We start from the raw sequence: 13,368 nt of genomic DNA, 5'->3' as shown, positions 1-13,368 counted from the left end.
GGTTGAAGATTAAGGCAATCAAAAAATTGTCATGGATACAGCTTTATGCCCCGTGCCCGCTACAAGTCGCTGGTCGATACCTTCGCCGAGGCCATTCGCAGCGGTCAGATGCCACCTGGCACGCGCCTGCCCACTCATCGGCAATTGGCCGCCGAGCATGGCTTGGCGCTGGTGACTGCCAGCCGGGTGTACAGCGAGTTGGAAGCCATGGGCCTGGTCAGTGGCGAGACCGGGCGCGGCACCTTCGTGCGCGAGATTGCGTTGCCGCCGGGGCAGGGCAGTGGGCAGATGACGGTGGCGGCGGGCCTGTTGGATCTGAACTTCAATTACCCGTCCTTGCCGGGCCAGGCCGAACTGTTGCGCACGGCGTTGCGCCAACTGGCGCTGTCCGGCGACCTGGAGGCGCTGCTGCGTTACCAGCCCCATGCCGGGCGTGTGCATGAGCGCGCCGCTGTGGCGCGACACTTGATGAACCGAGGGCTGACGGTGGATGCCGAGCAAGTACTGGTCGTCAGCGGCGCCCAGCATGGGCTGGCGGTGACCCTGATGGCATTGCTCAAGCCTGGGGATGTGATCGCGGTGGATGCGCTGACCTACTCGGGCTTCAAGGTGCTGGCTGAAACCCTGCACCTGGAAATCGTCGCCATCCCGGTCACGGCCAGCGGCCCGGACCTGGACCACCTGCACAACCTGTGTCGCAGGCGCCCGGTACGTGCGGTGTACAGCATGCCGACCCTGCATAACCCGCTGGGCTGGGTGCTGAGCCTGGAACAGCGCGAGCGCTTGGTGGCGATTGCACGGCAGCACAACCTGATGATCATCGAAGATGGCGCCTACGCGTTTCTCGCCGACGATGCGCCCGCGCCGTTGGCGACGCTGGCCCCGGAGCGCACGGTGTATATCGGCGGGTTGTCCAAGAGCGTCGCCACCGGTTTGCGCGTGGGTTTTATCGCTGCGCCGTCGGCTTGGGTGAACACGTTGGAACGTACGATCATGGCCACCACCTGGAACGTACCGGGGGTGATGAGTGCGATTGCGGTGGCCTGGCTCGAAGACGGTACGGTGGCGCAACTGGAAGCGCAAAAGCGCGAGGATGCCCTGGCCCGCCAGGTGTTGGCGGCGCAGGTGCTGACGGGGGTGAGGTATATCAGCCATCCGTCATCGTATTTTTTGTGGTTGCCACTGGCGGAGGATGTGCGCGCCGATCAAGTCGCCATGACCTTGCAGCGCGACGGTGTTTGCGTCTCCACCGCCGAGCCTTTCGCGGTCTCGGCCCAGGTGCCCCACGCACTGCGCCTGGCCCTGGGTTCGGTGACAATGGCGCAGTTGCGTGAAGCCCTGATGAAGGTGCGCAAGGTGGTGGCGTGGTGACCTGTTCTCAGTACTTGTAAGCCTGGCGCCCGATCAGCAGCCATTTGCCATGTTGCTTCTGCCAGACCTGGAAGTTGTCGATATCGGTTGGCGTGTCCACACCGCTGTTCACCGCCAGGGCATGGAAGTGGTTGCGCACCAGGGCGGTATCGCCATTGAGAGTGATGGTCTGGTTCTGCATTTCCAGGGTTTTGAAGGCGCTGGTGTGTGTTTCCAGGTCGGCGATAAATTGCGCCTTGTTCTGCACCTTGCCGCTGGAGTGGCCGTAGGTGAGCTTGTCGGACGTCAATGCGTGAAGCTGCTTGAGGTCCAGGTGCAGCATGGCTTGGGTCAATTGATCGACTGCCTGGGCTACGTCCTTTTCTGCGGTAGCAGGCGCGGCGGCGACGTAGCCGCAGAAAAGGCATAGGAAGCCGATCAGCACTTTGAGCTTGGGCATGGGTGTTTCCTTGTTTTTGTTGGGGTGGATACGACGAGGTATGTCGTCGTACAACCATGCAATAGTTTCGGCGTGGAGGGAAAGTGAAATTTTGCAGCGGTGTGAAGTGATTAGAGGTTAGGGTGGGTAAACACCCCCTCCATAAGCCAAGGTGCAAAATGGATTTTGACTGGCATAGCGACCCTCTCACCCGCGCTACACCCGTGACTCCCAACTACAAAAACACTCAGAACGTTCGCCGTTTCATGCTTGAACAGTGCGGGCCGAGGTTCAAGTTCAACCGTCCATTCATGGCGTGGATACGCAATGGCGACCCCAAGACTATGGGTGATGTGGTGGACGAGTGGCGGCGTCGCGAGGCTCCGCGCTCCTGAGCCACGGTGCGTGATGTGAAAATACGCTCAAAATGTGGGAGGGGGCTTGCTCCCGATGGCGGCAGTTCAGTCAGCACATCTGGTACTGACACACCGCTATCGGGAGCAAGCCCCCTCCCACAGTTGAATTGCGTTTAGCTGGCCGCCAATGGTGGCGTACGCGGCGGGATCATCCGTTTACTGCCGGTGGCTTCGAACGCCGAGGCAAAGCGCAGCAGCGCCGAATCGTCATAGGCACGCCCGGCAAACGTCAGCCCCACCGGCATGCCGATATCCGCCATCACGCCCATCGGCACGGTGACGGTGGGCACGCCCAGGTGGCGAATCGCGAGGTTGCCGTTGGCTACCCATACGCCGTTGCTCCAGGCGATGTCGGCAGACGCTTCGTTCACATCGGCATCCGCCGGGCCCACATCGGCCACGGTCGGGAACAGCACGGCGTCGAGGCCGAGGTTGTCCATCCAGTCTTCCAGGTCGATACGCCGGGTTTGCTCAAGGCCACGCAGGCCATCGGGCAGGGTGCTGATCTGGTCCCATGGAGTGATGCCGCGTTGGGCCATGCGCACGTATTCGTCCATGCCGGCGGCCAGGTCGTCTTCGCGGTTGGGCAGGGTGCCAGGGTCGTGGGGGAAGATCTTCGGCCCATCCACGTCGGCCAGGCGATTCAGGCTCGGGTCGCCGTTAGCGCGCAGGAAGTCGTCGAACGCCCACGCGGACAGCTCCCACAACTCATCGTGGAGAAACTCCTTGGACACCAGGCCACGGGTGAACACCGTCGGTGCGCCGGGACGGTCGCCTTCGCAGTTGGATACCAGCGGGAAGTCCACCTCGATCACTTCGGCCCCGGCAGCTTCCAGGGCCTGGCGCGCGGCTTGCCACAACTCGATCACCGTGGCACGGGTGTGGATCTTTTGCCCGGTCGGCCCGCCGATACCGGGTTTTTCGCTGGTGCCGGCTTCAGGGTCGGCATTGATGTACATGCGCGGCACGCCAAAGCGTTTGCCGGCCAGGCTTGCGCTGCCTACCGCCAGGGCGGCGTACGAAGCCGGGCGCACCGACGTGACGCTGGGGATCGGCACCCAGGGCTGCAGGCGCCACAGGTCGCCGCGCTTGTCGGGGTCTTCGGCCACCACCACATCGAGCACTTCGAGCAGGTCAGCCATGGTGCGCGCATAGGGCACCACGACGTCCATGGTCGGGGTCAACGGCCAGTTGCCGCGTACCGAAATCACGCCACGGGAAGGGGTGTAGGCACACAGACCGTTATTGGAGGCCGGGCCGCGACCGCTCGACCAGGTTTCCTCGGCCAGGCCAAACGCTGCAAAGCTGGCGGCAGTGGCGGTACCGGCACCATTGGAGGAGCCAGAGGCAAACGGGGCGGTGAGGTAGTCGGCGTTGTAGGGGCTTTCGGCGCGGCCATACACGCCACGCTGCATGCCGCCATTGGCCATCGGCGGCATGTTGGTCTTGCCCAGGCAGATGGCGCCGCCCGCACGCAGGCGTTCAATGGTGAAGGCGTCACGCTGGGCGACCAGCTTGGCAAACGCCGGGCTGCCGGATGCAGCGGTCAGGCCCTTGACCAGATAGCTGTCCTTGGCGGTGTAGGGAATGCCATCCAGCGGCCCCAGGGTCTGGCCCTTGGCACGGCGCGCGTCAGAGGCTTCGGCTTCCTTGAGGGCGTCGAGGTTGCGTACCACCACGGCATTCAATGCGGTGGCGGTGTGCGGGCCATCGTAGGCATCGATCCGCGCCAGGTAGGCCTGGACCAGTTCAACTGCCGTGGTCTGACCGGCTTCCAGCGCAGCGCGCAATTGGGCAATGGAGACTTCAGTAACTTGCATCAGGTTTTTTTCGCCGCCTTCAAGTGGGGGTATGGCGGCAGTCTACGTACAGATATTTCACAAAACCAGCGTGGGATGCACTGGGTAGGCGGCGTGCATGATCGGCCAGATGAACACGTCAGCGCGATTGCGAGCGATAGAGCTTTGTCGCTATGGTGGGCGCGATGACTACCATTGCACTTCAAGGAAGAGACCATGCACAGACCCTATATCGCCCTGGCTGCCTTGCTGGGATTTACCCTCTACACGGTGGGGACGATGCTCACGGCTGAGCAATCGCTGTTGGCGTTTGGACGGGAACTGATGTCGCGGCCCGATACGGCGCAGGTGGTGATCGACCTGTATTTGATGGCGGTGCTGGCGTGTGTGTGGATGTACCGCGATGCGCGTGGGCGAGGGCGGTCGCTGGCGTCGGTGTTGCCGTACTTTTTGTTGACGGCGGTGTTTGTGTCGGTGGGGCCGCTGCTTTACATCGTGGTCAATGGGTTTTCCCGTCGAGCACTAAACTAAGCGTGTGGCAAGGGCGCAAGCCCCTCGCCACCGATATTGCGCGGCCTATCAGGGGTTGAGGAACGCCTGGTAGTTGTCCTTGGTGATTTGCTGATAAGGAATCGTCAGTTCCGCCGTGTACGGCTGCTTCTTGACCATCTTCACCGCCAGGTCGATGGAGCCCACCGCCTGGCCCTTGTTGTCCTGGTACACGGTGACCAGCAACTGGCCTTTTTTCACCGCATCCAACCCAGCCGCGCCGCCGTCGCTGCCGGCCACCAGGATGTCCTTGCCCGGCTGCATGCCTGCCTGGCTGATGGCCATGGCCGCGCCGATCGCCATTTCATCGGCATTCGCCGCCACGGCATCGATTTTGCGCCCGGATACGATCCAGTTGTTCATCAGGTCAATCGCCTTGCTGCGCTGCCATTCGGCACTTTGTTCCTCGACAATCTTGATATCGGGGTAGTCCTTGAGCACGGTCTTGACCCCCAGCGTGCGGTTGTGGGTGGCATTGTTGGACAGCAGCCCGAGCATGATCGCCAGGTTGCCCTTGCCGCCCATTTTCTCGGCCAGGTAGCGCATCTGGATTTCCCCCGCCTTGATCTCGTCCGAGCCTACATAGCCCACGCCTGCCGGCACCTCCTTGAACTCCGGGCGACGGTTGACATACACCAGCGGGATCTTGGCTTGCTGGGCATTGAGCGTCATTTTCTGAGTGGCGGCGGTGTCCACCGCGTTGACGATAATCGCGTCCATGCCCTGGGCGGCAAAGTTTTGTACCTGGTTGAGCTGGCGCACCACATCGCCCTGGGCGTCTTCGAATTGCAGGGTGACGTCGGGCAGTTCCTTGGCGTGGGTGGCCATGTAGTCGCGCATTTGCGCGAGGAACACGTCATCCACCTGGGCGATGCTCACGCCGATACGAATATCAGCCAGGGCCCAGGGGCTGATCGCAAAGGTCAGCAGTGCTGCAAGGAGTTGCTTTTTCATGGTTTGCTCCGTTGTTTTTGTTGTTGTCAAAGCATCGAGATTCACGCTTGGCGCTTGGCCCGCCAATGCGCCAAGGCAGCAGCGAAGTCCGAGCACGGCCAGCGTTCGTTGAGGGCTTGCAGCATCAGCTGCTGCCCGGTTTGTGGGGCCAGGCCCTGCGACGGTGGGTCGGTGTCGAGGTTGGTGGGGAAGGAGTAGCCATCTGCGGTGCAGGCGATCACGGCTTGGGCATCCAGGTTGGGATTGGCCAGCAGCACTGGGTAGACCGCCAGCATCATGCGGTCGCGGTCGACAGCTTCCATCGGCTTGCCGAACGCCGATGAGATTTGCAGCAGGTTGGCCATGCGCTGGCGGTCAGTGGTGCGGTTGGTGCCGGCGGCATGGAACAGCGCCGGGTTGAAGAACAGCAAGTCGCCCTTGTTCAGCGGCAATTGCACGGCGTGTTGCTGGAAGTAGTCGATAAAGTCCGAGCGACGCCAGGCCAGATAACCCAAGGCGTACTGCTGGGAAAACGGCAACAGTTGGGTCGGGCCGGTTTCCAGCGGCATATCCGAATGGGCGATGGCACCCTGGAGCGTCAAATACTGCGACAGCACATGCAGCGGCAGCGGAAAACGCTCGACTACTTCATTGGTCTGGAAACCCAGGTGAAAGTCGCGGTGCGGCTGCTGTGCCTGGCCACCGGGGCGCACCACATTGACCTGTGCCGTGACCTGGAAGCCCGGGCCCAACCAGGCCTCGGCAATCAACCCCAGCAGGGGGTTGGCGTAGTACTCGGCAAAGGATTCGGGTGACTGCACGGCAGCTTTTTGCAGCACATTCCAGATGCGTCCGTTGCTGCCGGCCTTGGCAAAGTGATCGGCGGCCACGCCATGGGCGGCTTCATGGGCAAAGATCGCTTCGAACACCCGGCTGTGGCGGTCCACCACTTCCAAGTCTTCATAGGCTTGGCGCACCACCATCACGCCGGGACCGTCACGGAACAGGTGATGCAGTTCGTTCATGACGGCCAGGCGGTCACTGTTGCGCAAGGTGTGGGCCTGATAAATCGGCACGTTGCCTTGCACCTCAAGGCACAGCGGGTAGTCGCTGGTGTTGGTACGCTGTGCGCAGATCCGGCTGAAATCGGCCAGGCGCACGGCGTCGCCGGTTACGAAGGCAGGCATCACACACCTCCGGGGAGGCTCAGGGCCTGGTGGGGTTGCGGCGTGCTGCTGTCGGTGCAGCCAACCACCCCTTGCTCCAGGTCGATCACCGCACCGCTCATCATTCCCGACTCAGCGGACAACAGAAACGCCACGCTGCGCGCCACTTCTTCGGGCTTGAGCAGGCGTCCAAACGGTTGGGCGCGTTCGGCCTCTGCCAGCCAGCCGTCCTGGGCGCCGTGGTACTGACGCTGTATCTGGTCCTCGTGGGGCGTGTCCATCCAGCCGATATTCAAGCCATTCACACGGATGCGGTTGCGCAATGCACTGAAGGCGACGTTCTTGGTCAGGATCGCCAGTGCGCCCTTGGACGCGGCGTAGGCACTCAAGAACGATTGGCCGCCATGCCCGGTAACGCTCTGGATATTCACCACCGCGCCTTCCACGCCATTGCTGATCATCAGCTTGAGCGCTTCCTGCATCAGGAAAAACGGCGCGCGCACATTCACCGCAAACAAACGCTCGAACAGTTCCGGCGAGGTGTCGAGGATGGTGCCGCGGTCAGACATGCCGGCGCAGTTCACCAAGCCGTGCAAGGTGCCGAAATGGCTGCGCGCAGCCTCGATGATCGTGCGGCAGTCCTCGACCTTTTCCAGGTCGGCCTCGACAAAAAAAGCCTGGCAATCCAGCCGTGCCAGCTGGCGTACCTGCTCTTCGCCCTCGGCACGGCGGCGCCCGCAAATGATCAGCCCGGCTGCGCCACGGCGAGCCAGGGTATGGGCTACGGCCGCACCGAGACCCTGGGTGCTGCCGGTAACGACAAAGTACTGACCGTTGAACGAGGTCTTAAGGTCGGTGTGGGGCATTGGGCTCTCCTGGGATTTTTGTTGTTTTGCCGGCCCGGCTCGACGCCGGACAAAACTGAGACTAGCATTGCAAAACCTCAGTAACGCCCAAAAAAGACCTCAAAAACACCTCAGGCGAAGCCCATGCTCGAACGCGCAAAGCATTTTTCCATCAAGCAACTCGCCACCCAGGCCGGCGTCAGTAAGGCCACGGTCGATCGCGTGTTGCACCAGCGTGGCAGCGTGCATGCGCAAACCCGGCGACGTATCGAGCAGGCGCTGGAGGAGTTGGAGTCCCAGGAGAAAAACGGCCTGGCCGTGGGGCGCACCTTCCATGTGGACGTCATCATGCACACGCCCCAGCGTTTCAGCGCGGCGGTGCAGGCGGCAATCGTGGCGCAGTTGGCCAGCCTCGCGCCATTTCGCATTGCGCCGCGCTTTCACCTGTTCGAAGAAATCGAGCCCCAGGCCATGTACGACCAATTGCTGCGCTGCCTCGACACGGGCAGCCAGGGCGTGGTGCTCAAGGCCGCCGATGAGCCGGCGGTGAACCAGGCGGTGAAGCAACTGATTGCCGCCGGCATTCCGGTGGTGACCTTGGTGACGGACCTGCCCCAAAGCGAACGCATCGGCTATGTGGGCATGGACAATCGCACTGCCGGCCAGACCGCCGCCTACCTGATGTCGCGCTGGCTGCCCAGCCAGCCCCAGGACGTGGCGGTGGTGATCGGCAGTGAACTATTCCGTGGCGAAGAAGAACGCGAGATGGGCTTTCGCGCCTGGCTGCGTGGCCGCGCCGAGCACTTGCGGGTGCTGGATATCAGCGGCGGCTATGGCGTATACGAGCGCACCTTTGAGCGGGTGACCCAAGCCTTGCACCAGAATCCCGGGCTCAAGGCGGTTTACAGCGTCGGCGGCGGCAACCGTGCGATCGTCGATGCCTTTGCCGCACAGCGTCGCCCATTGGAAGTCTTTATCGGCCACGACCTCGACGAAGAAAACCGCCAACTGCTGAGGGAAGAAAAAGTCGCGGCGATCATCGATCACAACCTGCAGATCGATGCCCGCCACGTGTTCCTGCACATCCTGCAATACCACCGGCTATGGAAGGCCGGGCCGATTGCGCCCTCACAGGTGCAGATCGTCACGCCGTTCAACCTGCCGGACTGAAGTTCTGAAACTACAAATCCAATAACGATCCAGGAGTTCGACCATGCTACGTATCGCCGTTCTAGGTGCCGGGCGCATCGCCAAGATCCACGCCGCCAACGTCGCCGCCCATCCCAACGCCACGCTGGTGCTGGTGGCCGACCCTTGGCGAGAAGGCGTCGATGCCCTCAGTACGCAGCTGGGATGCGAAGCGGCGTATGACTGCACCGCCGTACTGAGCCGCGAGGACATCGATGCGGTGGTGATCGGCACCCCCACCGACACCCACATCGAGCTGTTGCTCGCCGCCGTGGCCCAGGGCAAGGCGGTACTCTGCGAAAAACCCATCGACCTGGATATCGCCAAGGCGCGCAGCGCGGCGCACACCGTGGAGCGCCAGGGCGGCCGGGTGATGCTCGGCTTCAACCGGCGCTTCGACCCCGACATGCTGCGCCTGCGCCAGGCCCTGGATGCGGGCCAGATCGGCGCCGTGCGCCAAGTGATCATCACCAGCCGCGACCCGGGCCTGGCCCCGCGTGATTACCTGGAACATTCCGGTGGCATCTTGCGCGACATGACCATTCACGACTTCGACACCGCCCGCCACTTGCTCGGCGAAGAACCGGTGCAAGTCAGCGCCTACGCCAGCCGCCTGGTAGATCCGACGCTGGAACAGATTGGCGACTACGACAGCGTGATGGTCTTGCTGCGCACCGCCTCGGGCAAGCAATGCCATATCAACTGCTGTCGCCAGGCTGTGTATGGCTACGACCAGCGCGTAGAAGTCTCCGGCGCCAGTGGTGTATTGCTTACCGATAACCATCGTCCCAGCACCCTGCGTCACTGGAGCGCCGAACACACCGAAGCGCTGGAGCCGCTGCAGCACTTTTTCCTTGAACGTTATGCGGATGCTTATCGCAATGAGCTGGCGCAGTTCATCGAGGCGCTGAGTGAGGGGCGTGAGTTGCCTACTGGCATGCGTGATGGGTTGTATGCCCTGCATCTGGCTGATTGTGCGCTGGAGTCGGTGAACACCGGGCGCAGTGTGGCGGTCCGTTATGACCTGTAGCGGGACTTACTTGTGATCGATGGGGTGTGGGAGGAGCTTGCTCCCGCAGCGGCCTGACAGCCGCCGATGATCCAACTGATGCGCCCGCGATCCAATGTGGGGCTTGCTCCCGATAGCGGTGGTTCAGCCAACATCAATGTTTGCTGGGCTGACGTCTTCGCGGGCAAGCCCCCTCCCACATTTGGATCGCGGCGTATCATTTATCTACTTTTGGGTGCACCCAGAAATCACACGCCCTTGGTCGAAGGCAGCAATATCGTCAGGATGCCCACCAACGGCAGGAAAGAGCACAGCTTGTAGACGTACTCGATGCCATGATGGTCGGCGAGCATGCCGAGCAGCGCCGCACCGATACCGCTGAAACCGAACATCAGGCCGAAGAATATCCCGGCGATCATGCCCACATTGCCTGGCACCAGCTCCTGGGCAAATACCACGATGGCCGAGAACGCCGAGGCGATGACAAAGCCGATGATCACGCTGAGCACGGCGGTCCAGAACAGGTCGACGTAGGGCAGGGCGAGGGTGAACGGCGCGGCACCGAGGATCGAGAACCAGATGACTTTCTTGCGGCCGATCTTGTCGCCGATCGGGCCACCGGCGAAGGTGCCGACCGCCACCGCGCCGAGGAACAGGAACAGGTACATCTGCGAGCTGGCAACCGACAGCTGGAACTTCTCAATCAGGTAGAAGGTGAAGTAGCTGGTCAGGCTGGTCATGTACCAGTATTTGGAGAACACCAGCACGGCCAGGACCACCAGGGCAAAGGTCACGCGGCCCTTGGAAAGGCCATGGGTCGCCTGGCTGCCTTGCTTGAGCTTGAACAGGTTGAGGTGGTGGCGGTACCAGCGGCTCAATCCGTACAGCACCAGGATCGCGAACACTGCGAACAGACCGAACCAGGCGATATGGCTTTGGCCGTAGGGAATGATGATGGCCGCCGCCAGCAACGGGCCGAAGGCGCTGCCGGTGTTGCCACCGACCTGGAAGGTCGATTGCGCCAGGCCATAGCGGCCACCGGAGGCCAGGCGGGCGACGCGGGAGGTTTCTGGGTGGAAGGTCGACGAGCCAACGCCCACCAACCCCGCCGCGAGCAGAATCGCCGGGAAGCTGCCGACAAACGCCAGCATCAAAATACCGACCAAGGTGCACACCATGCCCGCTGGCAGCAGCCACGGCTTGGGATGACGGTCGGTGTGATAGCCGATCCAGGGTTGCAGCAAGGAGGCGGTCAACTGGAAGGTCAGGGTGATCAGGCCGACCTGGGTGAAGCTCAGGCCGTAGTTGGCCTTGAGCATCGGGTAGACCGACGGCAGCACGGCCTGGATCAGGTCATTGATCATATGCGCCAGGGCACAGGCGCCGAGGACGCGCATCACCAGGGGGCTTATCTGGGGCGTGGTTGTGGCAGCGGCGGGTGTCGCAGTAAGGCTCGACATGCGGGCATTCCATACAAGGCAGCAAACAGGGGCAGACAGTACTTTAGCTGGCAGCCATTTCTAATTGTTTCGAAAGCTATGCTAAATTCGAAGAAAAAGCCTGTCTCGCGCAATTCGGGCAGAAACCATCGCAAAAAGGGCAAAATGATCAGATCACTGGATAAATTTCTTCGGGATATTGACGAGGGCGACTGGGCTGTCATCAGCTCGGCCACCGATTATCCGGAAAACTGGGTGATCCCTGAACACAGCCACAACAAGCATCAACTGCTGTACGCCATCGGCGGCGTCATGGTGGTGTATTCGGCCCTGCGGCAATGGACGGTACCGCCCAATCGTGGCTTTTGGATGCCCTGTGGTCAAGTTCACTCATTGCGCTGCGTAGGCACGTTGAAGATGCGCAGTGTGTTCGTGCGCCCGGACAGCTTCCCGAACCTGCCGGCCGAGCCGAAGACGGTGACGGTTTCCCCATTGTTGAGCGAGCTGATCAAGGCCTCGGTCAGCCTGAAACCGCCCTATGCCGAGGACTCACGCGATGCCCGGATCATGCACCTGATCCTCGACGAACTGGCCAACCTTCCAGCCTTGCCACTGTCCCTGCCACAGCCTGCCGACCCGCGCCTGAGCCAGATCTGCCTGGCGTTGCAGAACGAACCGGGAGATGCCTCCACCGTCGCGCACTGGAGTGCGCGCCTGGGGCTAGACCAAACCACCATCCAGCGCCTGTTCCGCAAGGAAACCGGCATGACCTTCGGCCAATGGCGCCAGCAGGCGCGGCTGCTGCTGGCGCTGGAGCGCATTGCGGTGGGGGAGAAGATTATCGATGTGGCGTTTGAGCTGGGGTATGAAAGCCCGAGTGCGTTTACCAGTATGTTCAAGAAGCAGTTTGGGCGCACGCCGAGCCAGTTTTTCAGGTAGCGCCTTTGATAACGTGCATACGCGCTGGGTGGCGTGAAGCCAGGTAGGCCAGCAGCGTGGCGACTATCAGCAATCCAGCGCTCAGCTCAAAGGTAGCCTGGTAGCCGCTCAGGTCGAACGCCACGCCACCGACCGTGGCGCCGGCTGCAATCGCCAATTGAATGATGGCGACCATCAATCCGCCTCCGGCCTCGGCGTCGTCGGGCAAGGTTTTTGCCAGCCAGGTCCACCAGCCTACGGGCGCGGCGGTTGCTACCAGACCCCAACTGCCCAGCAGCAGCGTAGTCATCAGCGTTGAACTGCCGAATGCCACCAGCGCCAGGGCGATGCCTGCCATGATCAGTGGGATGGCAATCAGCGTCGGGTAAAGGTTGTGCTTCAGGAGACGGTCAATCAAGAACGTGCCTGCCAGACCTGCCAGGCCGAGTACCAGCAGTATCAACGACAACGTGGACACCTCGACCCGCGTGACACTTTCCAGGAACGGGCGCAGGTAGGTGAACAACATGAACTGGCCCATGAAGAACACGCTGACAGCGAGCATGCCCAGGGCCACCGTCGAGTTTTTCATCAGGCGCAATGCGTTGCCGGTTTTCGCTTTGCCGGTGGGCTTCAACGCTGGCAGGCTGACCAGCAGCCACACCAGTGCAATCACGGCCACAGGCACCACGCAGAAAAACGCCCCGCGCCAGCCGATTATGCCGCCGAGAAAGCTGCCCAGCGGCGCCGCAATTACCGTCGCCAGGGCGTTGCCGCCATTGACGATGGCCAAGGCTCGCGGTACGTGGGCCTGCGACACCAGTCGCATGGCCGTGGCTGCCGACAGCGACCAGAAGCCGCCAATTGCCACGCCGATCAACCCACGGCCGAGCATGAACACCCAGTAGGTCGGCGCAAACGCCACCACCGTGCCGGAGATGATCATTAGCAGCGTCAGTGCCATCAACAGGCTTTTGCGGTCCACCCGTGCGGCAATCGAGGCGATCACCAGGCTGGTGAGCAGGGCAAACACACCCGATACGGAAATGCCCTGGCCGGCCTGGCCTTCGCTGATGTGCAGGTCGGCGGCCAGGGGCGTCAGCAGACTGACGGGCATGAATTCGGAGGCGACCAGTGCGAACGCGGCGAGCGACATCGCCAGCACTGCGCCCCAACGTTGCGGTTCCCAGGCGTTGGACATCATTGCAAAAGGCTCAGCAGGTATTTCATAGGAATGTTCCTTGGCGAGGTGTCGGTCCATTTTCCCCAGGCAGGCAAGGCTTCTGTAGTACGTTTCAGCGGATTACTTGCCTGATC

At 62.0% G+C, this 13,368-nt stretch carries 13 protein-coding genes; 6 read left to right on the top strand and 7 right to left on the bottom strand.

Features of this window, described 5'->3' with window-relative positions; all coding sequences use genetic code 11:
- The first annotated feature begins 45 nt into the window (after positions 1 to 45).
- A complete protein-coding gene (locus tag ASD70_RS08225) occupies positions 46 to 1,371 on the top strand; it encodes an aminotransferase-like domain-containing protein (protein WP_056846160.1) in 1,326 nt (441 codons plus the stop codon).
- Positions 1,372 to 1,378: 7 nt separating this feature from the next.
- On the opposite strand, the gene ASD70_RS08220 is transcribed toward ASD70_RS08225, so the two are convergent.
- Positions 1,379 to 1,810, bottom strand: a complete 432-nt coding sequence (locus ASD70_RS08220; RefSeq protein ID WP_046068361.1) for a nuclear transport factor 2 family protein — start codon at positions 1,808 to 1,810, stop codon at positions 1,379 to 1,381.
- 158 nt (positions 1,811 to 1,968) lie between these two features.
- Here ASD70_RS08220 and ASD70_RS08215 point away from each other — a divergent pair, with 158 nt between their 5' ends.
- On the top strand, positions 1,969 to 2,184 hold the full coding sequence (locus ASD70_RS08215) for a DUF6434 domain-containing protein (RefSeq protein ID WP_046068360.1): 216 nt from the start codon (positions 1,969 to 1,971) through the stop codon (positions 2,182 to 2,184).
- A 134-nt stretch (positions 2,185 to 2,318) separates the two neighbouring features.
- Here ASD70_RS08215 and ASD70_RS08210 read toward each other — a convergent pair whose 3' ends face one another.
- Complete coding sequence (locus tag ASD70_RS08210; protein WP_056846159.1) at positions 2,319 to 4,028, bottom strand: amidase; 1,710 nt, start codon at positions 4,026 to 4,028, stop codon at positions 2,319 to 2,321.
- A 192-nt stretch (positions 4,029 to 4,220) separates the two neighbouring features.
- Between ASD70_RS08210 and ASD70_RS08205 the strand changes: the two genes are divergently transcribed.
- Complete coding sequence (locus ASD70_RS08205) at positions 4,221 to 4,535, top strand: DUF2834 domain-containing protein (RefSeq protein WP_046068358.1); 315 nt, start codon at positions 4,221 to 4,223, stop codon at positions 4,533 to 4,535.
- A gap of 48 nt (positions 4,536 to 4,583) precedes the next feature.
- Here the strand turns inward: ASD70_RS08205 and ASD70_RS08200 are convergent, their stop codons facing one another.
- Genes ASD70_RS08200 through ASD70_RS08190 form a run of 3 tightly spaced genes read right to left on the bottom strand, consistent with a single transcriptional unit; the run spans position 4,584 to position 7,518 of the window.
- A complete protein-coding gene (locus ASD70_RS08200) occupies positions 4,584 to 5,507 on the bottom strand; it encodes a sugar ABC transporter substrate-binding protein (RefSeq protein ID WP_046068357.1) in 924 nt (307 codons plus the stop codon).
- A 41-nt stretch (positions 5,508 to 5,548) separates the two neighbouring features.
- Positions 5,549 to 6,673, bottom strand: coding sequence for a phytanoyl-CoA dioxygenase family protein (locus ASD70_RS08195; protein WP_056846158.1), 1,125 nt, complete (start codon positions 6,671 to 6,673; stop codon positions 5,549 to 5,551).
- Entirely contained in the window at positions 6,673 to 7,518 is an 846-nt protein-coding gene (locus tag ASD70_RS08190) for an SDR family oxidoreductase (protein ID WP_046068355.1), read from the bottom strand. The genes ASD70_RS08195 and ASD70_RS08190 overlap by 1 nt, the downstream gene beginning before the upstream one ends.
- A 123-nt stretch (positions 7,519 to 7,641) precedes the next feature.
- Here ASD70_RS08190 and ASD70_RS08185 point away from each other — a divergent pair, with 123 nt between their 5' ends.
- Positions 7,642 to 8,667, top strand: coding sequence for a LacI family DNA-binding transcriptional regulator (locus tag ASD70_RS08185; RefSeq protein WP_056846157.1), 1,026 nt, complete (start codon positions 7,642 to 7,644; stop codon positions 8,665 to 8,667).
- A gap of 43 nt (positions 8,668 to 8,710) precedes the next feature.
- Positions 8,711 to 9,715 (top strand): inositol 2-dehydrogenase, encoded by a 1,005-nt coding sequence (iolG, locus tag ASD70_RS08180; RefSeq protein WP_056846156.1) that lies wholly within the window; start codon positions 8,711 to 8,713, stop codon positions 9,713 to 9,715.
- 227 nt (positions 9,716 to 9,942) lie between these two features.
- Here iolG and ASD70_RS08175 read toward each other — a convergent pair whose 3' ends face one another.
- Positions 9,943 to 11,154: an MFS transporter gene (locus tag ASD70_RS08175; RefSeq protein WP_046068352.1), complete on the bottom strand. Its 1,212-nt coding sequence runs from the start codon at positions 11,152 to 11,154 to the stop codon at positions 9,943 to 9,945.
- A 144-nt stretch (positions 11,155 to 11,298) separates the two neighbouring features.
- Between ASD70_RS08175 and ASD70_RS08170 the strand changes: the two genes are divergently transcribed.
- Positions 11,299 to 12,072 (top strand): AraC family transcriptional regulator, encoded by a 774-nt coding sequence (locus tag ASD70_RS08170; protein WP_046068351.1) that lies wholly within the window; start codon positions 11,299 to 11,301, stop codon positions 12,070 to 12,072.
- Here ASD70_RS08170 and ASD70_RS08165 read toward each other — a convergent pair.
- Positions 12,065 to 13,252, bottom strand: coding sequence for an MFS transporter (locus ASD70_RS08165; protein WP_124402500.1), 1,188 nt, complete (start codon positions 13,250 to 13,252; stop codon positions 12,065 to 12,067). The two genes, ASD70_RS08170 and ASD70_RS08165, sit on opposite strands and share 8 nt — an antisense overlap.
- Positions 13,253 to 13,368: the final 116 nt, after the last annotated feature.

The organism is Pseudomonas sp. Root569, assembly GCF_001427465.1.
GTDB classification, from domain to species: domain Bacteria; phylum Pseudomonadota; class Gammaproteobacteria; order Pseudomonadales; family Pseudomonadaceae; genus Aquipseudomonas; species Aquipseudomonas synxantha.
Note: the sequence above shows the minus strand (reverse complement) of the source record. Positions and strands in the feature narration are given on the sequence as shown.